General features: G+C 60.5%; 18 protein-coding genes and 2 pseudogenes. 7 read left to right on the top strand and 13 right to left on the bottom strand.

Annotation, left to right across the window (positions count from 1 at the left end; all coding sequences use genetic code 11):
• Nucleotides 1-50 precede the first annotated feature (50 nt).
• Nucleotides 51-1,298: an IS256 family transposase gene (locus tag ACQ3DC_RS20790; protein ID WP_430752900.1), complete on the bottom strand. Its 1,248-nt coding sequence runs from the start codon at nucleotides 1,296-1,298 to the stop codon at nucleotides 51-53.
• Between the two features lie 85 nt (nucleotides 1,299-1,383).
• Between ACQ3DC_RS20790 and ACQ3DC_RS20785 the strand changes: the two are divergent.
• Nucleotides 1,384-1,866: pseudogene (locus tag ACQ3DC_RS20785) on the top strand (transposase); the annotation flags it as partial.
• 58 nt (nucleotides 1,867-1,924) lie between these two features.
• Nucleotides 1,925-2,089, top strand: coding sequence for a transposase (locus tag ACQ3DC_RS20780; protein ID WP_430753102.1), 165 nt, complete (start codon nucleotides 1,925-1,927; stop codon nucleotides 2,087-2,089).
• A gap of 54 nt (nucleotides 2,090-2,143) precedes the next feature.
• Here ACQ3DC_RS20780 and ACQ3DC_RS20775 read toward each other — a convergent pair whose 3' ends face one another.
• The 5 genes from ACQ3DC_RS20775 to ACQ3DC_RS20755 all read right to left on the bottom strand — a co-directional run bounded on the left by ACQ3DC_RS20775 (nucleotide 2,144) and on the right by ACQ3DC_RS20755 (nucleotide 8,015).
• Nucleotides 2,144-2,482 carry a hypothetical protein gene (locus tag ACQ3DC_RS20775; RefSeq protein ID WP_430753101.1) on the bottom strand — a complete coding sequence of 113 codons (339 nt, stop codon included), beginning with the start codon at nucleotides 2,480-2,482 and terminating at the stop codon, nucleotides 2,144-2,146.
• A gap of 242 nt (nucleotides 2,483-2,724) precedes the next feature.
• Nucleotides 2,725-3,960, bottom strand: a complete 1,236-nt coding sequence (locus ACQ3DC_RS20770) for an NAD(P)/FAD-dependent oxidoreductase (RefSeq protein ID WP_430753100.1) — start codon at nucleotides 3,958-3,960, stop codon at nucleotides 2,725-2,727.
• Nucleotides 3,960-4,280 carry a 2Fe-2S iron-sulfur cluster-binding protein gene (locus ACQ3DC_RS20765; RefSeq protein ID WP_430753099.1) on the bottom strand — a complete coding sequence of 107 codons (321 nt, stop codon included), beginning with the start codon at nucleotides 4,278-4,280 and terminating at the stop codon, nucleotides 3,960-3,962. The genes ACQ3DC_RS20770 and ACQ3DC_RS20765 overlap by 1 nt, the downstream gene beginning before the upstream one ends.
• A 438-nt stretch (nucleotides 4,281-4,718) precedes the next feature.
• Nucleotides 4,719-6,089, bottom strand: coding sequence for an FAD-dependent oxidoreductase (locus tag ACQ3DC_RS20760; RefSeq protein ID WP_430753098.1), 1,371 nt, complete (start codon nucleotides 6,087-6,089; stop codon nucleotides 4,719-4,721).
• Between the two features lie 1,050 nt (nucleotides 6,090-7,139).
• On the bottom strand, nucleotides 7,140-8,015 hold the full coding sequence (locus tag ACQ3DC_RS20755; protein WP_430753097.1) for an NAD(P)-binding domain-containing protein: 876 nt from the start codon (nucleotides 8,013-8,015) through the stop codon (nucleotides 7,140-7,142).
• A gap of 776 nt (nucleotides 8,016-8,791) precedes the next feature.
• On the opposite strand from ACQ3DC_RS20755, the gene ACQ3DC_RS20750 reads away from it, so the two are divergent.
• Together ACQ3DC_RS20750 and ACQ3DC_RS20745 are read left to right on the top strand one after the other, a co-directional pair.
• A complete protein-coding gene (locus tag ACQ3DC_RS20750) occupies nucleotides 8,792-11,200 on the top strand; it encodes a hypothetical protein (protein WP_430753096.1) in 2,409 nt (802 codons plus the stop codon).
• A 558-nt stretch (nucleotides 11,201-11,758) separates the two neighbouring features.
• The gene (locus tag ACQ3DC_RS20745; RefSeq protein ID WP_430753095.1) at nucleotides 11,759-12,043 is read left to right on the top strand and encodes a hypothetical protein; all 285 of its coding nucleotides are present in this window, start codon (nucleotides 11,759-11,761) and stop codon (nucleotides 12,041-12,043) included.
• A gap of 418 nt (nucleotides 12,044-12,461) precedes the next feature.
• On the opposite strand, the gene ACQ3DC_RS20740 is transcribed toward ACQ3DC_RS20745, so the two are convergent.
• Nucleotides 12,462-13,019 carry a TetR/AcrR family transcriptional regulator gene (locus ACQ3DC_RS20740; protein WP_430753094.1) on the bottom strand — a complete coding sequence of 186 codons (558 nt, stop codon included), beginning with the start codon at nucleotides 13,017-13,019 and terminating at the stop codon, nucleotides 12,462-12,464.
• Between the two features lie 101 nt (nucleotides 13,020-13,120).
• Between ACQ3DC_RS20740 and ACQ3DC_RS20735 the strand changes: the two are divergent.
• The 3 genes and pseudogenes from ACQ3DC_RS20735 to ACQ3DC_RS20725 form a co-directional block, all read left to right on the top strand.
• Nucleotides 13,121-13,634, top strand: a pseudogene (locus ACQ3DC_RS20735) (MFS transporter); the annotation flags it as partial.
• A gap of 595 nt (nucleotides 13,635-14,229) precedes the next feature.
• Nucleotides 14,230-15,015: an SDR family NAD(P)-dependent oxidoreductase gene (locus tag ACQ3DC_RS20730; protein ID WP_430753093.1), complete on the top strand. Its 786-nt coding sequence runs from the start codon at nucleotides 14,230-14,232 to the stop codon at nucleotides 15,013-15,015.
• Between the two features lie 397 nt (nucleotides 15,016-15,412).
• Complete coding sequence (locus ACQ3DC_RS20725; RefSeq protein WP_430753092.1) at nucleotides 15,413-16,939, top strand: AMP-binding protein; 1,527 nt, start codon at nucleotides 15,413-15,415, stop codon at nucleotides 16,937-16,939.
• 57 nt (nucleotides 16,940-16,996) lie between these two features.
• Here ACQ3DC_RS20725 and ACQ3DC_RS20720 read toward each other — a convergent pair whose 3' ends face one another.
• The 6 genes from ACQ3DC_RS20720 to ACQ3DC_RS20695 all read right to left on the bottom strand — a co-directional run bounded on the left by ACQ3DC_RS20720 (nucleotide 16,997) and on the right by ACQ3DC_RS20695 (nucleotide 23,658).
• Entirely contained in the window at nucleotides 16,997-18,295 is a 1,299-nt protein-coding gene (locus tag ACQ3DC_RS20720) for a sugar ABC transporter substrate-binding protein (RefSeq protein ID WP_430753091.1), read from the bottom strand.
• A 63-nt stretch (nucleotides 18,296-18,358) separates the two neighbouring features.
• Nucleotides 18,359-18,604, bottom strand: coding sequence for a hypothetical protein (locus tag ACQ3DC_RS20715; RefSeq protein WP_430753090.1), 246 nt, complete (start codon nucleotides 18,602-18,604; stop codon nucleotides 18,359-18,361).
• 15 nt (nucleotides 18,605-18,619) lie between these two features.
• The gene (locus ACQ3DC_RS20710) at nucleotides 18,620-19,795 is read right to left on the bottom strand and encodes a sugar ABC transporter substrate-binding protein (protein ID WP_430753089.1); all 1,176 of its coding nucleotides are present in this window, start codon (nucleotides 19,793-19,795) and stop codon (nucleotides 18,620-18,622) included.
• A gap of 30 nt (nucleotides 19,796-19,825) precedes the next feature.
• Nucleotides 19,826-20,860 carry an ABC transporter permease gene (locus tag ACQ3DC_RS20705; protein ID WP_430753088.1) on the bottom strand — a complete coding sequence of 345 codons (1,035 nt, stop codon included), beginning with the start codon at nucleotides 20,858-20,860 and terminating at the stop codon, nucleotides 19,826-19,828.
• Complete coding sequence (locus tag ACQ3DC_RS20700; protein ID WP_430753087.1) at nucleotides 20,857-22,392, bottom strand: sugar ABC transporter ATP-binding protein; 1,536 nt, start codon at nucleotides 22,390-22,392, stop codon at nucleotides 20,857-20,859. The genes ACQ3DC_RS20705 and ACQ3DC_RS20700 overlap by 4 nt, the downstream gene beginning before the upstream one ends.
• A gap of 237 nt (nucleotides 22,393-22,629) precedes the next feature.
• Nucleotides 22,630-23,658, bottom strand: a complete 1,029-nt coding sequence (locus ACQ3DC_RS20695) for a hypothetical protein (RefSeq protein ID WP_430753086.1) — start codon at nucleotides 23,656-23,658, stop codon at nucleotides 22,630-22,632.
• Between the last annotated feature and the right edge of the window lie 213 nt (nucleotides 23,659-23,871).

Raw genomic sequence — 23,871 nt, 5'->3', positions numbered from 1 at the left:
GTCAAGTTTTCTGTGTAAGGGACCGGTCGGTTATCCGGTCTGCCGGGTGGTCAGATCGGAAGCCGGTTGGGGAATTGAACGGCGAAAGCGTTCAGTGCCTGGTGCCAGCCTTGGGTGCCGGTTCCGAGCTCGCCGCCGCGGGTGGTCTCGATGTTTCTGATCCCGAGGTAGACCAGCTTGATCGCGGCCTCGTCGGAGGGAAATGAGCCCCTGGTTTTGGTGATCTTCCGCAGTTGGTAGTTGATCGATTCGATCTGGTTCGTGGTGTAGATGACTTTGCGGATCTCGGGGGTGAAAGCCAGGAACGGGGTGAAGTCTTCCCAAGCGTTCCGCCAGGCCAGCACCGCCCCGGGAGCTGTGCTCTGCCAGGTCTCCGCGAAGGCCTCCATGGCCAGCTCGGCCGCCTGCACGGTCGGTGCGGTGTAGATCGGGCGCATGTCCCGGGCCATGGCTTTGCGTGCACCGTAGGAGGCGTATTTCATGGCCGAGCGCAGCAGGTGCACGACGCAGGTCTGCACGACGGTTTGGGGGTAGATGCTGTTCACCGCTGCCGGCAGCCCGGTGAGCCCGTCGCAGCACAGGATCAGGATGTCGGCGGCTCCGCGGTTACGGATCTCGGTGAGCACGTTGGCCCAGAACTTCGCCCCTTCGCTGGTGCCCAGCCACAGGCCCAGGACCTGCTTGCGGCCCTCTACGTCCACGCCCACGGCCACGTGGCAGGCCTTGTTCACCACCACGCCGCCGTCCCTGATTTTCAGCCAGATCGCGTCGATGTAGACGATCGGATACACGGACTCCAGCGGCCGGTTCTGCCACTGGGCGAGCTCATCGGCAATCACGTCGGTCACCCTCGAAATTGTCGCCGCGGAGACCTTGGTCCCGTAGATTTCATCGAGGTGGGAGCCGATATCCCGGGTGCTCATTCCGCGGGCGTAAAGGGACAGGATCATGTCTTCGACCTTGCCCAGCCGGCGGGCCCGCTTGGGCACGATGACCGGTTCGAAGGAGCTGTTCCGGTCCCGTGGCACGGTGACCTGCACCGGCCCCTGGAGGGTCTGAACGCTCTTGGTGGTCTTGCCGTTGCGGGAATTGCCCGTGCCCTGCCCTGCGGGGTCCCCGGACTCGTAGCCGAGGTGGTCGCTCATCTCCGTTTCCAAGGCCCGTTCCAGGACCGCGCGGGTCATCCGGGAGAGGAGCTCTTCAACACCGTTGCGGCCCTCTCCGAGGTCCTCCGCTGCCGTGACGAGGGCGTCGATCTGGTCGGCGCTCAAGACGCCTTCAAGGGGGTTGGTGGTCATACTGATTTCGGCCAAGAGGGCCCGTCCTTTCAGGGGTGAAACCGCAGGTCAAACCCTAGTTAGAGACCGGACCCTTACACACTCAATGAAACACCCTCGGGCCGGTCCGGTAAGGCCTACGCACACTGGCTCAAACCCGCGGTCCTGCGTTCACCGCGGATTGAGACCGCCGCGCTGGACCCGTTGCGCGGCTACGCCAACGCGATCCGTGATGGACTCCCCGAATCCATCCGTCCTGGACGCGTTCCACATCGTCAAACTCGGATCGGCCATGGTCGACGAGGTCCGCCGCCGGGTACAGAGGAAACCCTCGGACACCGCGGACGCAGGGGCGAGCCGCTCTACGGATCCGCAGGACCCTGTAGGTCGGAGCAGAACACCTCACCGACAAACAAGCCGCCAGGCTCGATGCAAAACTCTCCGTTGGAGACCGACCAAGAAGTCACCCTCGCGTGGCAGTGCTATCAAAAGCTCTGCAACATCCACCAGGCCTCTCCAGCCCGCGGACGTGAACTCGCGCGTGACAAAAGTGATCTCCTCGTTCCCCACCTGCCACATCCCGGAAGTCTTCCGCCTCGGCAGGATACTCAAACAAGGGAAGTCGGCAATCCTGGCCCACTTCCAGCATCTTTGGCGCCTCCAACAGCCCCACCGAAGCGATCAACGGTGTTATCGAAACCACCCGCCGCATCGCCCGGGCTTTCCGCAACTTCACCGACTACAGACTCAGATGCCTACTCGCCGCCGGCGGCCACCGACCCTACCGGAAGAACACCCTCAACCATGCCTGACTGCAAAGGGCCCGTAAAGCCGACCGTGGCTGGTTTTAACTCGCCCTACGCCCGTCACTGAAGGCCAACAAGCTCCATGGGGTACTCCTTAGTGGAGTCTCGCTCAAGAACCTTTTCCCGTTCCGGCTGCTGATCACCGTCAACGTCGTTGGCATCCTGAGGTAATACACAGGCCAGGATTTTGCGGAGCAGGGCGAGCGTGTCGCGCTCGAGAGCCGAGACCGTATCCCGCTCTAAGCCCCCGGCGTTGCCATTTCTACCTTCATCCTCACGAAAAACGGCATCCTGAAGACGGCATCGAACGAAATCACCAAGCGACAGGCATTCCTCGTCTGCTTTGGCTTGTAAAGCGTCTCTGACGGCATCGTCGATGCGGACGGTGATGACAGCCATAATTTTCCCTTCAATTTAATAGAACGCGCTGTCTAATGCCCCTCGGTTGAGAGGCACACGGAGAGCTCATCCAGCAGACCTATTTCCCTGGACCAGGGAGTCAGCGACGACGCTGGTCGGGTTCAACCTTTTTAGTGCTGGTGTGAACCCTGGGTGATTGTTGGTGGGTGCAGGAGACCAAGTATCGTGCCCCTCGGGAGAGGAAGTCACACGACTCATATGGATACTCCGCACGAGTGAGGTCAGGCAGTAGGAACAAGTGAGGTTCCCTCGTCAGCGACGCTCTCGGTCGGGACGGTCATGCCCTGCGACAGCGCCTTCCTGGCCAACATGTAATCCTTTGGCCGGTTGACGGCATGGACAGCAACGAGACGACCATTTCTGTAGTAAAAGACGGAGAATTTTTCACTGGACATGGAACCACGTAGCTCAACTTGGTCGTAGCTCTCAGTTAAACCTGCCATTTGAAGTTTGATGTCACCTTGGTTGGACCAGAACCACGGCAGGCTTGAATGCATGTACGGTTGTCCCGCAATGGTCGCGGCAGCGACCTTCGCCTGATCAACCGCGTTTTGAACCGACTCGAGCCGCACAAGACCGACACCGGTCATGGGATTCGGCATCACTGTACAGTCTCCCGCGGCGACGATCCGCGGGTCGCTAGTGCGGGCAAAGGCGTCTACAACGATGCCGCTCGCCGTCCTAAGCCCGAGACGTTCCGCCAAATCCAAACGGGGAGTCATGCCAATCCCGACAATCACAATATCGGCAGGTATCAGAGTCCCGTCGGCCAGACGGACACCGCTTACACTTCCGTGCTCGCCTTCAATGGCTGTCACACTGCATCCTAAAAGCACGTCGGTGCCGCGTCGAGCATGGGATTCGGCCAGAAAGGTTGACATCTCCGGAGCGACAGCGCGTGACAAGAGCCTGTCCCCGACCTCCACCACGGTGACGCGTTTGTCTCTGCTTCGTGCCATCGCTGCTGCCTCAAGTCCGATGAATCCGCCGCCGATCACAACAACCGTCGCGCCGTACTTGAAGGCATCGAGAAGTTGTTCTGCGTCGGCGATGGTTCGGAGATAGCAAACTCCCGCGAGCTTCGCACCGGGAATGTCGAGGCGCCGAGGGCGGCCGCCGACGGCAAGCATCAGGTTGTCGAATCCCTTGATAGTGTCGTTATCGAGCCGTGCGATACCACCCATATCGACGGCATCGCCACCCATTTCGACATCGATCACTCGTCGGTTGCATAGAACTTCGACACCCAAGCTGTCGTAAAACTCCGGCTTCCTGAAGTGCAGCGACTCATGGCCGGCAGAGCCGGTCAGAAACGCTTTCGACAGCGGAGGCCGTTGATAGGGCGGATGAGGTTCCGATCCTACAATGGCGATTTTCGCGGTGTATCCCATCTCCCGCAAGGAGAATGCCGCCTGAGCCCCGGCCTGCCCGGCTCCAACAATCAGCGTGCCGTTCACTACTGCTCCGGCGCGATTTCGACGCGAAGCCCGTCGAGACCGTCATGGATTTCGATCTGGCACGCAAGACGGCTATTGGCCTTGCGTGCTGCCGTCGTACCGTCGAGCATGTCGTCCTCGAGGTCCTCGGCTGGTCCGACAAGGTCGGTCTGCGCGGGATCTATGTAGACATGGCAGGTTGCGCATGCACCTGCCCCGCCGCACTCCGCGACCATCCCAGGCATACCGTTCTGTATCGCGATTTCCATTACTGAGGAACCGGGCGCCGCCTCAAGCACATGCGTTACCCCGGCTGGTGTTAGGAATTGAATCTTGGACATCTGAGCCTCCTTGGCTGGCCACGTGCCCGAATGCGGGTTTGCCAGCGTTCCATTTATTCTTGCTTCGCATTGATTTCCGGCAGCACGCGTGCTGCCCTAACGAGAATGTTTTTTGTAGCCCGACAGAAGCCTGCGGGGCTGCAAAGCACTGTGTCGGCGTTCGACGTGGACTGCAATAAATCTCGGGATATGCGCCGGGAGTTAGCGGGCCGGCCGTTCCTCGTCCGGAGCCGGTGCATCAGTCGCGTGTTCTGGAACAGCCGGACCGATGCCGGCCGCGTTTGCCGCCTGGATTAGCAGGCAGTCGCTGATACAGTGTCCTGTTTCTGACACCAACCGCTAGTTCTTATGCCTCTGCCGCATGATGTCACGAATGGTACTGGGTGGCCCAGTTGCTTCTTCGGCACATTGGTCGAACTTGAGAAGCGACAGGAATTTTCAGCCTCTGACGATTGAAGCGACCCCAGGAATTTCGGCGGGATTGAAAGTCTTGGTTTGGGGCTTGCCAGAATCGACCCAAGCCTGGACCTTCGCCCTGATTTCGACGGTTTCAAGCCGCTCCAGCTCCATGGAGTACGTCGCTTCGGCTAGCTCGAGTAGCACGTCCGGATCCTCGCCGGAGAGGCGCTCCAGGTTCATGAAGTACTCCAATTCTGCAGGATCCGGCGGATCCATGCCCTCAACCTCGGCACCTTCGTAGAAGGCGTCTGCCATCCCTGCCATGGCGAAAGCTACCTCGGTGAACTTAGCTAGTCCCTCCTGGAACCGGACGGGCAGCGGCCGCGGATCCTCATGCGCGTTGCTCAGGGCGTCACGCAAGGCGATGCCGCCCTGGGCTGCCTGCGACATCCCTTGCGCGTAGATCGGGTTGAACGATGCCACGGCGTCACCAGTCACGACAAAGCCGTCAGGACGCAGGTCCAGCTGGTGCCATAGCCGGAACTGGCTACCACTAACCCGGTAGGTCGAGACGTCACTGACCGGTTCGCTCTGACGGGCAATCTGTCCCAGCAGGGGCGTCGGCGCTGCATCAAGGTATTCGAGCAGGGATTCGCGGTCGCCGGGTGGGTAGGCCTTCATCATGCCTACTCCAAGAATAATGTGCAGCCCGTTGTCCTGAGGAAAGATGAGCCCCCCGGTGTGGTGGCCGGGGAACGGCATAGCGGCGAGGCCCTTCGTGCCGTCCGGCAATGCACCATCCGGCAGGCGAACCAGCTGGGAAGAGTAGCCCATATACGCGCGGACATGCTTCTCCGCGGGGCGGTCGTATCCGAGCTCTTCCATCCATTTCGGCGCCTGGGATGACCGTCCGGTCGCGTCAATCGTCAGGTCGCACTCCAGGACCTCACCGCTCTTTAGGCGCACTCCCGTCACCAAATTGTCTTTTGCTATCAGGCCGATCACGGAGCCAGCATGCACCTCCACGTTCGGCAGCTTCAGCAGGTTTTGCCGGATCACTGTTTCCAGAAGTGGGCGCCGAAATCCTATCGACTCGAGCGGACTGTCAATACGCATGCGCCAGCCTTCGCTGGAGATGTAGGGGATGTCCCGGATCTCGTCTTGCGTCGGGCAGCCGGCTGCGATCAGCTGGTCGCGCAGGTCTGGGATGAACTCGCTGATCAACTTCATGCCGATTGGCAGGAATGCGTGAGGCTGCCTCCCTTGTGGCGCGCCTTTGCGCGCGTCTACCCCGTCGACGAGTTGGTCGCGCTCAACGATCGTTACCCGTTCAAAGCTCCCGGCGGCTCCGAACGCCGCGAGCAAACCCCCGATGCTACCGCCAACGACAACTGCGTGCTCTTGCTTCATTCATTTCCTCCAAATATTGAGAACAGTCCCGGCCTCGTTGCGCTGGACAGTGGCAGCCCATCAGCGATCAGCGTCACTCGAAGCTATAAAAGTTAGCGATTGCTAATACGTTGCTCGGCCGTCAACAGTGTCGAACGGGATGATGAGTCACTGATCCCTTAGAACTCCACATATTTGTGGAGCTGATCACATGGCCGAGTCTAGGCCGACTTGGCCAGGCGGTCAAGAGTTTTTACGAGTAGGCGATCGGTGACTTGGGTGCTATTCGGGCAAGATCCGGAGGATGCGTAGTGAACAGAGCGCAGGCACGCTGCTCCGATCCAGTTGATCATGTGATCCAGAGTCAGTGGGTCTGGCGGCAGATCCCTTCAATTTCTGCGGGTCGCAAAAACGATCGAGGTCCTACGCGCCCCAGCTGTCGTACCGCGTATCATTCGGAACGGAAGAGTGCCTTCCTGGACCGGATGCGGGCGGTTCTGCCGGAACGCGGCGCCGGTGTATACATCTTTTGGCCTCGATCGGAACCACGTCCGTGCCCGTCGGAATCCTGCTCTGAGTGCAGGACCGACCAGGAGTAGCCCAGTGCCGCGTCTCAGCCCGGCTGCAGCGGTCCATGGCCTGGCCGTCAGGGACCATGGCGTCCACTGCCTTGATCGCCTCAGAACGCAGGATCGCGCCGCCCAATCCTGGCCGACGGAAACAAGCCGTCTCTGGTGCTTATGCTGGGCCCGGCCGCGGCGAACAAGGCCTGTCGTCCAAATCAATCCCGCTTACCTGCAAGGCGCAGGCATCGTGTCATCCCCGATTAGGAAGACCATAAAGCCACCGTAAGTGCAAGGGCCCCGCCGGAACCCGCCCAGTCAGCTACGACATCGAACCGTACAAAAGAGCTGCGTTGTCCACGCAGCTCCTACACTTTTAAGCAGTGGCAGGCCCCGGGCTAGCTGATGACACACCCGCCCTCGCCTGCCGCTGGCAGTATTCCAGGCAGTCGTCATCTGGAGCGCCGTATTATGAGGAACGCCGTGACAGAAAGGACGGGCCGGGCCCTTACTCATCCGAGTTGACGTGGGCCACGGAGGCCATCGCGAGGTTGCCAAAGCCCTCCTGCTGTGCCTTGGCAAGCAACTGCTCTGTCGCTGCCATGAGAACTGTGTTAGTTCCCGCTTTGGTCATTGCCTCCCGGAAACTCTTTACGGCGTTCGAGTAGCCGTTGACGTTTGCCTCATCGGTATCGAATTCCTGCGTCTCGACCGCCTCAGCGAGTCCTGCGATCTGCTCGGGAAGACGAGAGATCAATGATTCCGCGATGGCTTGGATATCTACGGAGCTGATTCCGGACTTGAGAATATACGGCACCGATTCAGCAAATGCTGCCAGCGCCGTAATGAAGAATGCGCTACTCATTGCAGCGATGTTCGCGCCGCCGATCTCATCGGATACATAACGTGACTCGCGGCCCAGCGTCATGAGTTGGTGCGCATGCTCCTTGAAGACACTTTGGGAGCCCGAGTAAACCACCAGCCCTTCGGGCGTTCCGATATTTTGTGGATAACAAAGTATCGTCCCGTCAAGATACTTCGCCCCTCTGCTGCCAATCCATGCATTCATTTCGAAAGCATCTTGTCGGGAGCCGGTCGAGAGATTCACGATCGTTTTCCCGCGCAGGTCCGGCACCCTCTGCAACACCGTTCGCACCGCATCGTATCCCTCTAATACGCTCACAATTGTATTAGCCCCGCATGCGCTTGCTGGTGAATGCCCCATGGTAATACCCGGAATAGTGGTCAGCGCCTGGGCCTTTTCAGGGGTTCGATTCCAAATCGAAACGGTGTGCTCAGCCTCGGCAAACGCTCGTGCGACCCCCGCCCCCATCAGACCGCACCCAAGAACGGTTATCGACTCTCGACCGTGTATCTCTGCCATATTCACTCCTTCTTTTGCGTCCGCCCCGCATCTGTTTGTTGATGGTGCCCAGCAAGTCTCGACGGTTCGACGGTGATAGCCGCATGCGAGGCTTGGAAAAGGCAACTAGTCGGCAGGGCGTTACTCTATGCCGACTAAGCGCTTACTTACAAGAAGTTTCCCAACTTTGGTGCCAGAGAAGCGGAAGTCGTGAGGCGTTGTCCCGATCCTCGAAGAAACGGGGGCCCGTCGCGCAGGTCTTGTGTTCCAACAGTTGCAACACCCAGAATTTTTAGGAGTTGCAACGGCAGGGGTCTTCCTACGAGGTAAACCATTAGGTGCGGTGCGCTACGGCCAGGACCAAAAGGCTGCCTTGTTTCGCGGTTCTCGACCGCCCCGTTAGCGCGAGAACAGCGGGACAGGAGCTAAAACTCAACGCCACACATCTGCTGGTGCTTTGGAAGCTGGTCTGACACCACATGTAGCTGAGAAGGAGTCTTCTCATGTACTTCTACTCGTCCCACTCAACTGGCATGCACGGTTATTCATGAGCCGGGAGTAGTCGATTTCGGCCGTTCCCACCGGCATGCTTGAATTGGCGTTCGGCATGCAAGCATGGGACCCAGGGAAGCTGACGACGGACGCCGATGATCCAGACGGTTGCCCGTTCCTTGTGCTGAAATACAACCATGACCTCCCGAGCAAAACGTCGGAACGTGAGAAACAGGCGGAGGAATCGGGCTGGACAGGCCTCCTCCGATCCCTACGCATCGATGCTCCTTGGGTCCCTCGAAGGAATGGCTGGGGAAACCGGCCTTTTGTCGAACGAAGAAGACCCTGCGGCCGCGATCAAATCGATCATCACCGCCATCGTGACAGACCTGCGCGTTGCCCTCCATCGCTTCGACCCGATTCGCGTTATTGAGGTGGCAAGGCTCGCGTGCTTGCCCTGGGCCGCCGAAGGAACAAACAGCCCGATGACGCCCGAAGCAATAGTCAGCGGTGAGGGTGGTTTCAACCGGGCCGAATTGCTGGCTCTGATAGTGGCCAGCGATGGTGACGAAACACTCTCAGACGAGGGAAGCCAAGGGGCTGAAGAATCGGCTGGCAGGGCGACGCGGAGTCTTAGTCAGGTTATAGGGGACGCCCTTCCCAAAGCCGACCGCATACTGAAACTTGCGAGCCTGCTTGACATCATCGGTGCGGAGCCTGAGAAACCGCTGGCAATGCTCGCTTTAATGATGCGGGGCTCTGAGATGTGGATACGAAACTCCTCCTATCCCGACATGGTCGCCGACACGGTGCGTCAGCTCTTCGGAAAGCAAGAGATCAGCCAACAGCTGGAAAGAGATCTAGGATTTGACGCTGCCGCCGCGATGGACGTCCTTGACGCTTGTCATGAGCTTCAAGTCGACCGCCTCAACAGTCGACTGTGGCGACTCATCGACGATTTTTCAGCAGTAAGTGATGACCCCGCACCCGCGGACCCGGAGGAAATGATCCAAGTTTGGCAGAGTACCTGGGAGCCCACAGCTGAATTGATCACAGTCACGATCGATGAAATCTGTACTGCAACGGGGCTACCAGCCTCTGTTGTTGCTGCGGTCTTGGACCATTTTACGTTTGAAGCGGTTGCCTGGACACCAGAACAGCTCGTTTACGAATTTACCCGTGGCAACAACCTTCTTCGCACGCGCCCAGTCTTAAGGTCGGCTGACGGTGCTGCGATGCTGATTCATGGCGCGCACATAGTAACTGCGGTCCGTGAAAGCCTTGAGCAGCATCTCAAGACGACCACTGTCTGGGAGCCCTACCAAAGATTCAGAGGAGATCTACTCGAGGCTCGCACTAAGGCCGCTTTCCGGCGAATCCTTGATTCGGCAACTACGTGGGATGGATTTGAATACTACGTCCCTGCTAATGAAGCGGAAGAGCGTGGAAAACCTTCAGGTTTCAGCAAGCGAGTAGAAGGCGACCATCTCATCGTTCAAGATGATGTGGCCTTCATCGTCGAGGACAAAGCCGTTGCCCTCACCGCGAATTCTCGTACTGGCGACACCCGCAGTTTCCGTCGTGACCTCACCGGAATTATCACGAAGGCATCTATTCAGGCCAGCCGGCTGCAAGAACGGATCCAACGCGATGGTGGGCTGCGCATACATCGTGAGGGATGGGTGGATCTATCACGCATCCGTGAAATACATACCATCGCCGTGAGCCTTGACGATCTGCTTTTCGCGCATACCGCGACAGCGGAACTCGTCAAGGCCGGTCTGCTCAGCTCTGAGAGTATCCCGTGGACGGTTTCCATCCACGATCTCGACCTCATCACTCAACTTATTGATCGTCCTTCAGAGTTCCTTCTCTATCTCAGGCGTCGCCGCGATCCTGAGGCTACCGTTTTTTATTCAGCTCCTGATGAACTTGACCTCTTCCTCTACTTCTATGAGGCGGGTCTCTACGTGGAGCCGGATCCTGACTTGGTCAAGGCCCGCATGCCCTTCATGCCGGCGCCCACCACTGCTGAACGGCGGAGGTATGAGACTCAGGCGCCAGCCATCATCACAAGTCGTACTGAGCCGTTAGACCGTTGGCATGCCGCGCAGGTTGCAATAAACAAGAGCGTGCGCGCCGGTACAACTCGTCCAGAAGATTCTGATGGGATCAGTGATTCCGGGGGTGAAACCGAAGCCGCGCCGCCCAAACCGAGGATGAGTCCCAGTCCGCTGGGCCAGTTGGTCGATACCGTCGAGTCAAGACGGGACTACGGCTGGTTAAGCGTAGGGGCAACGCTTCTGGCTGGCTCCTTTGAGTTCCAAGAGAAGATGGCAAAAATCCCGAGCCTACTGCTTTCCGAGCCCTCTTCAGGACGCTGTGAAAGAACCGCGGCATTGCCCTTCGGGAATTCTTTGGAGGAGGGATGGCTGCTGGTCTGGTGCACAAGGCCTCCTGGACGACCTCCAGCTTCCTTCGAAAGACAGATGAGGGATTATCTGCGGGCGAAGATGCATCAGTTGGGCCTGCCGCGAGGGGCTTCCTTCGCCTACGACGAGACCACGGGCCAGCTGATTGACGTCTTCTTCGATGACCATGTGGGGGAGCTGGAACCGCGACTTCAAGCCAGGCTCGACCAACTTAGGGCACCTGGAGATTTCGACCGGTTCGAGCCGGCGCAGAGGGCAGCAAAGAAACGGACCAAGCGCTAAGACTTAGAGACCGGCAGCCACCAGCATCCGCGGGACGAAACCCGGAACGGCACCACTCATTCCAACCCCAGACCGTGGAAACATGCACTAGATGCAGGAAACCTACAGCGACAAGCGATCCAGGAGCAAATTCATGCTCCGGCGTCCGGCCCCAGTCATCGCGTCCAGTGGCATCTGACCTGTGGAAACGCCAAATTCGTCAGGGAACGGGAGTTCTCGCATCCACTTCTACTCCCGTGCTGTACACGCCGATAACATAGGTTATGTAAAGTAGGACTCTGCGTATTGCATCAGATGAATCAATTGCCCGATCCCCCGGTTGGGCAACGGAGTTCTCCGACTTCCTTGCGATTCCGCGGATTTTGCGGCCTGACGGATTTGATGTGCCGCTTCCCAGGTGGTCCTTTCGGCTGCAACCCCCAATCTCGAAGGCGGCCGATACATGCCTAAAACCTGCGGTTTTGTGCTGATGATGCATTCAATGAATCATTGATTCAGATACTGAGCACGACTTGCACGTGAATTGGTGGCAAAAACAGAGGGAAACGGGTTTGGCGCGTGCTGCAGCTGAGCGCTGTTCGGCTGCTGAATCCCGAGGAACAGACGCTTGAAGACATGCTGACCGGGTGGCGCAACCAGCAGCTCTCCAGGAACCTGCAGTCCGACACGAGTGATAAGGGCATCGAGTGCGTCCGCCGGTTCGTCAACCATGTGAACGAGTTCCCGTGGAACTGGGCACCGGAGCATGTCGAGGAGTATTTCGGTGACCTGCGCTCCATCCACCAGCTGAAGCGCTGCACCGTCCGCGGTTACCAGTCCACGCTCCGTCGGTTCAGGTCATAGGTGTCCAACCCCGACTACGGCTGGGACCGGGTCTGCGGACAGCGTTTCGGAACTCACCCGTCCCAGGTCTTCTTTGACTGGAACACCGCCTCCTACCCACAGGAGTACGAGAGACGCCCGTCCAAGCGGCCATTCACCAAGTCGGAACTGCAGATGCCGTTCGGTCCCGCTGACGACCAAATGCACTCTTACTCATTCAGCAGGACCGTCACGCTGCGCTAGGCGCACCCCATGACGGCGCGCGTGCAGTTTCAGGGAGATCGGGCGCGCACCCCTGAAGAGGAGAAGTTCCTGAAGGCGTTGGCTAACCGGAGTCGGCAGTTGGCCACCGGCGCACCCCAAGCCTGATTCGTTCATGTGTTCGCGGGCGCCTGCGTGTCTCTTAGGGAGCGCCTGCAGTAGTGTCGGCTGATGAGCGTTACGTCGGCCCTGGCGGTCTGCGGCCCTCTCGGACCACCAGGTCCACGATTTTGAGGACATCTTGCAGTTCGCTTTCTGTTTGTCGCTCTGCCTCGACGCCACCGAAGAATGCCGCCTCATAGTAGAGGCCATCCCCCATGAGTTTCACTGCCCGGGATACACTTCGGCTGCCGAGTTGCTCCTCGAGTGCCGTCAGCCACAGCCGCAGAATCCGGTTGAAGCTGGCCTGCGCTTTGGGATGGCCCTGCTGCGCCAGGCGCGCCATTGCCACCAGCGCCCGGTCCAACGGGCTGTCCTCATACATTGACGTGCGCACGTAGTATCGCGCTGGACCCTCAGGGTCAACGGCCATCGCTTCGAGATCCCGCGCAGAGAGGGAGAAGAGCCGTTCGCCCAACCCATCCACCAAGGCTTCTTTGGAAGGAAAATGGTAGAGAAGCCCACCTTTGGAGACACCGGCGGCGGCCGCAACATTGTCGATAGTTGCCGCCCGCCCTCCATCTTTGATGAGGATGTCTTCAAAACTGTCGAGGATTCGCTCCCTGGAACTGGTCATGGAAGCAATAATACTGTTGTCATCGTTCTTTACTGTACCGTCTGGACGGTATAGCGAAGCGGCATGTCTCAGTACACTAGGCCGTCAACACGGCCCTTGGGGTGAGCGCACTTCGGCCTTCCCCAAAGACCCAGAGGCCCGGCCCCGCAGGCCGCCGCAAATGGATTGCGCTTGCGGCACAGATGCTTCCGGCCCTCCTCGTGGCAGTCGACAACACAGTGCTCAGTTTCGCCATTCCAACGATCTCCCTAGAGTTCAATACCAGCGGCATCATGCTTCTCTGGATCATCGATAGCTATCCTCTGGAGCTCGCGGGTCTGCTCGTTGCCATGGGTACCTTCGGAGACCGCTTTGGCCGGCGCCGCTTGCTCATGACCGGGGCCGCCGGGTTTGCCTTCTTCTCCGTCGCCGCTGCCTTCGCGCCGACGGCAGAGTTCCTCGTGGGATCCCGTGTTGGGCTCGGTGTCTTCGGTGCCATGCTCATGCCGTCAACCCTCTCGCTGATCCGGAACATCTTCATCGACCGCAACCAGCGCAGGCTTGCCATCGCCGTCTGCGCCGCGGGGTTTCTCAGCCGGGGCAGCACTCGGGCCCCTTGTGGGCGAAGTCATCGTCCATACGGTGAGTCGACGGCTAATTCTCAGTTGTTTGATCAACTGCCTGGCTCGCGCCTGAACCTTTTCGCAGGAACATCTTGACCATGTGGCCAAGTTTCTGCTAACTTGGCCATGTGATCAAGTTCGCAATGGGCTGGAAGGAAGGGATTAGCATGACACGAGAGCAGGCCTATGCAGCCTGTCCCCCGGATTCGTATGTCGAGTTCTATGGGGGGCAGTGGCTCGTCATCCCACTTGCCCCCGTTGAGCAGCCGCCCTTTTTCACCTGCCTACCTGGCGGCAGCGGTAATGGGCGACGCTAAACTGTAGCCGTCCATTGGCCATCCGGTCAGGTTGGCATCGGAATTCCCGGCGCTCGGGATGCCCCTCCCCTATCAAGCGAGCCACGGCAACTTTCGCGCTCTTATTTTTAGAACTATACCGGCTGGACGGTATAGTTATGGTTGGTTCGTCCACTTGCGACGACCGGTTTCTCGGGGCAGGCCATGGAGACCAGTCACACGGCCGGATTTCTGACAATCGAGGAAGCACCGTAAGTAACGGGGGCGGTCCCAATCGAATTCGGCGGATTGGCAGAAGAGATGAATGAGAACGTGAGCACTGCATCAAAAAGCACCCAGTCCTTCGATCCCCTCTTTGACCTGACTGGCAGAGCTGCCATCGTCACCGGCGCAAGTTCAGGTCTGGGACGTCGCTTTGTCACCGTGCTCGCAGAACGGGGCATGAGTGTAGTGGCGGTGGCTCGGCGCGCTGACGCTCTCATGAACCTTCAAGCTGCCTACCCCGACAGGGTGCTTGCTGTCCCCGCCGACATCACGGACGAGGATCAGGTGGAAAGCCTAATCGCGCGGACAATCGACTGGAAGGGAGCCATTGACGTCGTCGTGAACAACGCCGGCGTTACCTCTATTCAGCCGGCCGAGGATGAGAGCGTCGAGACTTTCAGTAACGTCATCGACGTTAACCTCATCGCGCTCTACCGAATGTGCCACCACGTCGGCCGGGTCATGCTCAGCATGGGCTCAGGCAGCATCATCAATGTTGCCTCGATTAATGGCTTGGTCGCGAGCTGGTCTATTCCTGAGGCGGGCTACTGCGCCAGCAAGGGTGGCGTGATCAGCCTGACCCGTGAACTGGCGGCGCAGTGGGCTGATCGTGGCGTTCGGGTCAATGCTCTCGCTCCCGGGTATTTTCGGTCCGAGATCACCGAAGGGCTCTTCATGGGAAGAGCTGGCGAACGACGGTTCCGTCGAATGCCAATGGGTCGCGGTGGGCGTGAGGACGAACTCGACGGCGCGCTGGTGTTTCTTGCTGCCAACGCATCGTCCTACATGACCGGGCAGACGTTAGTGGTTGACGGGGGATGGACGGCTGTCTGATAGCTGTATCAGGGTGGTAACGGGATGTAGCTAACGATGGAACGATGCGGCGTGACTAATACAATTAAGCCTTCCGAAGGCACCAGTCTCCTGTTTGACCGCAGCGGCCTTGGGGGATTGCCATGCCTCGGACGCCGCGACCTCCAAGAAGGGCCCCCACGGCAGGCTCCTTTGGCCGCGGCCGAGATGTTCTCCGCCGGCGGTTGCAACGCCCGCTCCAGGCGTGCCCTGCCCTTGGGACTGGGCGCCGGGGCGGTCTTTAGCCGATACTCCCCCAAAGGGGCACCTGCCGCCACTGGGCACGCGATCCCAGTTCGAGCCACGGTTGCGGCCGGGAGCATGGGGAAGCCTGTTGCATCGTTTATTTGGTGGTCCCGCATTCCGGAATGGAGGCGCGATGACGGCCACTAGCGATCTTATCTTCGAGAGCGCAGCACGCTACCCGGATCGCCTAGCAGTGATCGCGGATGGGCTCAGGTGCACGTACGCTGACCTCGCCGCATCAGTTGGAAGTTTTGCTTCTTCCCTCAGCGCCCTGGGGGTGGGGCGCGGCGAGCGGGTCGCGATCCTGATGAACAACGGGCTCCCTTTCATCGAGGCTTACTTCTCCTGCCTCGCGACTGGCGCGACGGTGGTGCTGCTCAACCCGACGCTTTCCCGGAGGGAGCTCGAGCACGCGGTTGTTGACAGCGCAGCGTCGCTTCTCCTCACGGATGGCGAGCCAACACCTGTCGCCAGTGCGGTCGCCACCGCCGTAGGCTGCCGTTGCGTGGCTTGGGCAAATATTCCGTCGTCACCTGCGCCGGCTCCGCGGCCGGGACTCAGCGGCAATGAGGATGCCGTGGTCATTTACACCAGCGGCTCGACCGGCACGCCCAAGGGTGCAGTACTCTCGCATTCCAATCTTCTGTGGAACGCATGGATCTCGGCGTCGACAAAGCTCTTCGCGTTCACGGAGAACGACGTGATCCTTGCCGCACTCCCGCTCTTCCACGCCTACGGCATGACCTGTGTCATGAACGCCGGTCTCCTGGCTGGCAGTTGCTTGGTGATTATGCCTTTCTTCCAGGCGGGTGAGGCGCTCCGGTTGATGAACCTACATGGCGTCACAGTCTTAGAGGGCGTGCCCACGATGTACCACGCACTCCTCGAACCCGCCCGGGCACAGGCTGCAAAGGTTCCGCGGTTGAGGTTGTGCATATCAGGGGGCGCCGCGATGGCCCTCCCCCTCCTGAGGGAGTTCGAGGCCACGTTCAGCACCGTTGTCATGGAGGGTTACGGACTCTCAGAGACGTCCCCCATGGTGTGCTTCAACCAGCCGCACTTCCCCCGCAAGCCTGGAACCGTTGGACGTGCGGTTTGGGGTGTCGAGGTCGAGATCGCGCGGGACGACATCTCTGAGCGCATCGAACTGGTCCCGCCCGGCGAACGTGGTGAGATCGTCGTCCGGGGACATAACGTCTTCAAAGGTTACCTAGGCCGACCGGACGCGACCGCCGAAGTTTTGGTCGAAGGCTGGTTCCGGACCGGCGATATCGGAGTCAAGGACCAGGAAGGATACGTTGCGGTTGTCGACCGCAAGAAAGAGCTCATCATCCGAGGCGGTTACAACGTGTATCCCCGCGAGATTGAAGAGGTCCTGAAGGCCCACCCAGCTGTGGCCGACGCTGCGGTCATCGGTCGCTATGACGCGCGGTACGGTGAGGAGGTCGTTGCCGTCGTTCGCCTGATCGCCGAGGCTGCTGACGACCCCCCGACCATTCTGCGGTGGACCTCCGACCGGGTGGCCGCCTATAAGCGGCCCCGGGAGCTTGTCATACTCGATAAGTTCCCGATGAGCGTGACGGGCAAGGTCCTCAAACGCATCCTGGTCCGCGAGCTCTTCGGTGGTGTGAAAACTGCGGCGGACCTCGCCGACGGCTGATGCTCAACAGGCGCCGTTGACGCCGCGTGGGATGTCCCGGAGGCCCCTCAGTGTGCCCTACCGGAGGCTCCAAAGGCGTTCGTAGGCGGCCCTGTAGTCAATCGGCGACTCGAAGTTGGCGCCAGCGGCCGGCAGGTTGTGATCCTTGTCGCATGCCTGCCAACCGATGCCGTTGTGGACCTTGGACGGATCTTTCCCATCGAAGTGGATGACGAGGTAGTTCACGCCGCCGTAGCCCTCCATGCCGGCGTCGTACCCCAAGCACGCATCTATACCGGAATCGCTCCGAATCGATTCGATGCCCTCGACCGAGCCCTCACCGGCGACTACTAGTGTCTGGTCCAGCCGACTCGAGGACTTGAGGGCCTGGGTGCCGCCCGCGGTCAGGATCGCATCGTAAGGCGCGATGAACACATTCGCGTCCGGATGCTTCAGGAACTGCTGGGAGATCTTGGACTGAAGTGGGGGCCCGAAGTCCGCACCCACGAACTCGGCGTCAGCCCTGATCTCGCAGCCCGTGCATTTCGCTAGCGCGTTGCGGACTCCCTGCGACATCTCGCGAATCGAACCGAGGTCGGTCTGGGTGCTCATGATGACCTTCGCTTGACCGTCGGTTTTAGCGATCGCATAGTAAGCCTGCGCCTGGCCGTACGCCGTTAGGTAGTCGATGTAGTTTTCGAAGCCGGGGTAAGCGACCGTGTAGGCAAAGGCTGGCGGATCACACTCCTCGCCAGCGAGGTTGATCGTCGGCACCTTGGCCTGTTTCGCCTGCGCCAGGCCGTTCTTGATGGCTGGGCAGTCTACGTAAACCGTGATGATGCCGTCGGCTCCAGCGGCGAGGGCCTGCTGCACGCCCGCGAGCTGGGTGGTCGGGCTGAATTTGCCGTCGAAGACCGTCACATCCCATCCAAGCTTCGTCGCTGCCTCCTTGACCCCGTCGACGGCATCGACCATGACCTCCCCGTTCAACCCGGCGGGCATCACCCAGATGTTCTTTCCCGCCGCGGGCTCCGCGATGACCGGTCCGTTCGGTTCCTGATACGTACCCTTGTACAACTCGTCAAGCATCGCAACGTACTGTCCATCAGTCGTTGTCGTACCGCTGCCACCGCCCGATGCGTCCGTGCCGACGCTGCTGCCGCAGCCAGACACCGCAACCGCGACGCCAACCACCACACCGAGCGTCGCGGCCAGGCGCAGTCCCCGCTTTGAGATACTCGGATTCTTCATATGTGGATCTGTCCTTATTGGTCGGGGGTTTGCCCCGCAAGTGGGAGTGACGATGCGCGGATCGAGGGTCTTGGCGATGGCGGCGGCTTTGGTCCGGCCGGCGGTGAACGTCCGGTCGCGTTCCATCTGCGTTTCCTGAGCGGGGGAGGGATGCCTCAACAGCCATCACTCCCCCGCCCAGGCGGTCGCTCAACGGGTTGGTGCCACCGGCACTGCAGGGATGAACCGTTGAGAGGCAGCCATCAGGCTGTCGGCGACGGCAGCGAAGTCCTCCTCGCCACGGCCAACCGCATTCGCGACCCTCAATTGGGAAACAAAGGCATCGAGCATCCGGGGCTCTACGCCCGTCTCGCGGATTTGGGCGCAAGTGGCCTCGAGCCCCTCGAGGTGGACAGCTACTGTCGCCTGGTCATTCCTGCATCGGATGTGGTCCATGTTCCGACACAGGACCTACTTGAGGCTCCACAGGCGGTCGTATGCTGTCTTGTAATCCACCGGTGACAGGAAGTTCTCGCCATCGGCGGGCAGGTTCTGATCCTTGTCGCATGCCTGCCAGCCGACGCCGTTGTGCACCTTCGAGGGGTCCTTCCCATCGAAGATGAGGGCGAGGTAGTTGACCCCGCCATAGCCCTCCATGCCGGCGTCGTACCCCAAGCACGCATTTATGCCGGAACCGCTGCGGATCAATTCGATGCCATCAACCGAGCCCTCAGCGGCGACTACCAGTGTCTGGTCCAGCCGACCTGAGGACTTGAGTGCCTGGGCGCCGCCTGCGGTGAAGATCGCATCGTAGGGCGCGATCATCACGTTCGCGTCCGGATGCTTCAGGAGCTGCTGGGAGATCTTGGACTGCAGCGCGGGTCCGAAGTCCGCGCCCACGAACTTGACGTCGCCCACAACCTCGCAGCCCGAGCACTTCGACAGCGCAGCTACCATCCCCTCGGACTGAAGCAGAGACGCATGGAGGTCTGTCTGCGTGCTCAGGATGACCTTCGCACGGCCGTTGGTCTTGGCGATCGCGTAATTGGCCTGCGCCTCGCCGTACGCTGTGATGTAATCAGCCTTACTGTCGAATCCGGGGTACGCGACTGTGTAGGCAAAGGCGGGCGGATCACATTCCTCGCCAGCAATGTTGATGGTCGGCACGTTGGCCTGCTTCGCCTGCGCCAGGCCGTTCTTGATCGCCGAGCAATCGACGGCGTACGTGATGATGCCGTCGGCGCCAGCGGCGAGGGCTTGCTGCACGCCCGCGAGCTGGGTGGTCGGGCTGAACTCGCCGTCGAAGACCGTCACCTCCCAGCCAAGCTTCGTCGCTGCCTCCTTGACCCCGTCGACGACATCAACCATGACCTCAGCGTTCGACCCGGCCGGCATTACCCAGATGTTCTTGCCTGCCGCCGGCTCCGCGATGACCGGTCCGTTCGGTTCCTGGTACGTACCCTTGTACAACTCGTCAAGGATCGCAACGTACTGCGCATCGGTCGTTGTCGTACCACTGCCACCGCCCGATGCGTCCGTGCCGACGCTGCTGCCGCCGCAGGCGGTCATCGGAACCGCGATGCCAACCGCCACGCCCAGCGTCGCCGCCAGGCGCAGTCCCTTTCTTGAGGTGTTCAAATTCTTCATGTAGGCATTGCTCCCTTGTTGTATTGGAATTCATGTCGTGCGTTGATTGGAACCAAGCCTGACCGCCAGCGCGACGCCGATGATCAGGGCTCCACCGTTCACAAAACTGGTGATGTAATCCTCGGCGCCGGCGAGACTGAGCCCGCTGTTGAGCACGGCGAGGAAGTAGACCGCCACCAGCGTCCCGAACACGTTGTACCGGCCGGGCTTGATCGCGGCGGCGCTCAGGAACGCCGCGGCCAGCGCGGGCAACGTGAGCAAGTCACCGACACGCGGATCCGCGCCGCCGGAACGAGCCACTAGGAGCACACCTCCGAGTCCGCATAGGGCGCCCCCCATCACGAAGCTCGTAGCAAGGATGAGCCTGGTCCGGATACCCACGAGCTGGGCCGCGGACCGGCTCGATCCCATCGCATACAGGTACCGGCCGTACGGCGTTTGACAAAGCAAGTAGTACACCAAGGCGGTCACAGCGGCGAGCGCATACGCCGTTCCAGGGATACCAAGCCAAGTCTCCGTTCCGAAAGCGGTGAACTCGGCCGGCATGTTCCCGCTGACGCCCTGCCCGTGAGTATTAAGCGTGATGACTCCGGCCAGGATGATCGAGACGCCCAGCGTGGTGATAACCGCGTTGACGCGAAGTCGCGTCACGAGCAGAGCGTTGACCGTCCCAACAACGAGGCCCACTCCCAGACCGATCAGGATCGCCACCGGGACCGACACGCCGTTCGTGAGCGCGATGGCAACGCAGATCGATGACAAGCCGGCGTTAGCACCAATGGAGAGGTCCCACTCGTTGCAGACCAACGGAACCAGGGATCCAAGGGCGACAATCGCGATCGCCGTGCTGCCGCCGATGAGCACCTGAAGGTTCGCTGCGCTGAGGAACGTGTCCGCGGTCTTCGGCCAGAGGCTGAAGAAGGCAAACGTCAGAATGAGCAATCCCAGAAATGCATAGGCCTCGAGGTAGGACCTGAGCGGCTTGCGACGCCTTGCCGGTTGCCCAGAGCCGGGTGGCCGATGGCCGTTTGCCGTAGCCGGCGTCGTCGTAGTTGTCGTATTCATGCTGCCTCCTTGGCAGGGCCGTCCGTGTGCGAGAGTCGCTGAAGTACCTCGCTCTTTAGGTCATCTCCGGCGACTTCCGCCACCTGTCGCCCCTTGCGGAGGACCACGACGCGGTCGCAGATCGCCGCCAACTCTTCGGTATCGGAACTCGCGATGATCGCGGCGCTCCCCGCGTTGACGGCGCGGCGGATGTGGCCGTAGATCTCGGCGCGTGCCCCGACATCGACGCCCTGCGTGGGCTCGTCGAGGAGCAACACCTTGGGGTCGCGCCGCAACCAGCGCGCCAGGATGGCCTTCTGCTGGTTTCCCCCGGACAATGAGTTCAGGGGCGAATCGATCGAATCTGCCTTGATGGCGAAAGAGGTCAGAAGCTCTCGCGCAGCCTGTGATTCCGATCGCTGACGAAGGCGTCCGCCGCGCCAGTACTGGCCCACGGATGCGATGGACAGGTTCTCCTTTAGTGTCAAGTCCGCAAACGCGGCGTCCGAAGCGCGGTCCTCGGGCACGAAGCTGATGCCCGCCGCCATGGCGGCGAGCGGGGTGGTCAAGCGCACTTCTGTCCCCTGCACGCGGACCGTCCCGGCACGCGCTCCGAGCACGCCGAACAGGGCCTTCAGCAGGCTTGAACGCCCTGAGCCCATCAGTCCGGTTACGCCCACAATTTCACCCTCATAAGCCCGCATCGAGAAGTCCTCGATGGGTCCTGCCGAGAGCCGCTCGATGTCGAGCACGACCCCACCCGTCGCCGTTCCGCGATGGTGCTTAATCTGCTCGACCGGCCGGCCCATAATGAGTTCGACAAGGTCATCGTGTGAAATGTCACGCGGAGACACCGTGCCGACCACGCGACCGTCGGAGAGCAGCGTCGCCCGGTCGGCGGCGGTGAAAACCTCTTCGAGGCGGTGCGTAACGAAGACGATCGTTTGGCCTGTGGCGGCGTAACGGCGCAGGGCGTCCAGAAGCAGGGTCACTTCGTGGTCCGGCAGCGAGGCGGTTGGCTCGTCCAGCAGCAGGATGCCGTCGCTCGCGTCCTCCTGATCCTGGAGCGCCCGAGCGATAGCGACCATTGTCTGCGTCGCAGGACCGAGTTCGGCCATCTCAGTGTTCGGGTGAACCGCGATCTCGAATCTGTCGAGAACGTCTCGCGCTCGGGTGCGCGTTCTGCGCCAACGGATCCGGCCAGTTCGAGTAACGTCGAAACCCGGTCCGCCGATCGACAGATTTTCCGCGACGGTGAGATTGGCGAACGTCGAGGGCTGCTGATGGACGAACCGTAGTCCCATCTCGCGCGCCCTGGTTGGCGTCATCGCGGCCAGCCCTATCGTCCTGCCTTGGATCTCGATAGTGCCGTCGTCAGCTGACTGCACACCGGCCAGCGCCTTCATAAGCGTCGACTTGCCGGAGCCGTTGCCACCCAGAAGGGCATGAACCGTCCCGGACTCCAGTTCGAACGACGCCCCACGCAGGGCACGGGTCGGACCAAAGCTCTTCGATGCTCCCTCCACGCGCAACGCGAGTTTCCCCGCACTCACGCTGACACTGCCCTGGGGCCCACGCCATTCCCGGCGAGCAGGTCCGGCATCCTGTCCCGAGAACTCGTTGCCAATCCCCTTTCGGGAGCGTGCGTCCTAGTCAGGAGAAGCAACAGCAACGCACGATTCACATCCCCAGGATCGTTGACGTCGATCGCATCGGACCAGCCGTCACCCCCCAGAGAGTGTCCCTTCGACCTGATGATTGGCATTGCAATTTCCTTTTTCTTTGGTCGCTTAGTTGATCCGTGCATGCGGGCATCCGCCGCCCGGGTTTTGCTTTCCCACGGCCCGGTGGACCGTGGTGTCGATGCGGCTGGCTGTAGCCCTGCCTTTGGCCACGAGGCGGCGATGCCGCTCGGTGATTGGCTCCTTCTCATCGGCGCGGATGTAGTCGCGGTAGATGAATCTCGCTCTCACAAACCCCCGTGCGAGCGACTGCAGCGCCCAGTGCGGCTGCTTCATCCCGTAGATGCGGAAGAGCGAAGGCGCGAAGAAGGTAGTGATGAGCGCCCGTCCGAACGGTCGCAGGGCTTGCTGCGGGAACCAGGCTTCAAGAAATTGCTTGATCAGCTCCTCTGTGAACGGCGCGCCGATCGGATTCTCCGGCCAGGGGCGCTCAGAATATGCCTGGGCATAGGCCGCGCACTCCTCGAAGGTCTTCGGCATCGGCTCGACGTCGGTTAAAACCTCGCCGCTCTCCACCGTGAACAGCTCGGCAATTCCGCACCAGAAGCGGTGTGCGGCGATCTTCTGCTTCTCTGACCACCCGGGCAGCCCGAGGCTGCGCTTAAGAGTGTGCTCGGCGGTCGCCGCAGCGGAGAACAGGAATATGTAGTCTTCCGAGTGCGAAAAGGATCCCTTGTAGTGCTTCGCCCATTTCACATGTTGCTTGTTAACGATATCGATCGCCTGCTTCGTCACGGGCGAGTCCGGGCCGTGCTCGGCCCACAGCAGCATGTGATCGTTGGTGTTGGTCGTCCGTTGTTCGGCTTGGACGATCATCGCGCCGGTACCGTCGCGATATGCCGCGTCCGCACCCCACGTGGTCATGCCCAGATGCGAATTGTCCACCGTGTACTGCCAGTGAAGATCGAAGTCCGTGACGTTATAGATGTAGCTGAGAGCCCAAATCTCCTGGTAATCGACGTACGGGTCGAGCTGCTCAATGCGTTTGCGAATCCACTTCCGCGAGGTGCGGATAAAGTCGGTGCTCACCGCAGCCGCGGACGCACCTTGGGCAACCGGTGTCTGTTGTTCCTGCATGCTTCTTCCTCTCATAGCGCCACAGAATAGATAGGTGTCGAGTCATGACACACGCCTTCGTAGCGCATAGTTCGCCTCGCGCCGCCTGTGGTCTCGGCCGAGCGGCTCCAGACGAACGCCGCCAAGCCACTGCCGCCACCGCCCGTCCTCATCAAAGATCTCCCAATGCCAGGCGACGACGACGTCCCAGGAAACGCTTCAGATCATCAAGCA

It is taken from the genome of Paenarthrobacter sp. NEAU-H11 (assembly GCF_050573415.1).
Classification (GTDB): domain Bacteria; phylum Actinomycetota; class Actinomycetes; order Actinomycetales; family Micrococcaceae; genus Arthrobacter.
This window is presented reverse-complemented; position numbering and strand designations above follow the sequence as displayed.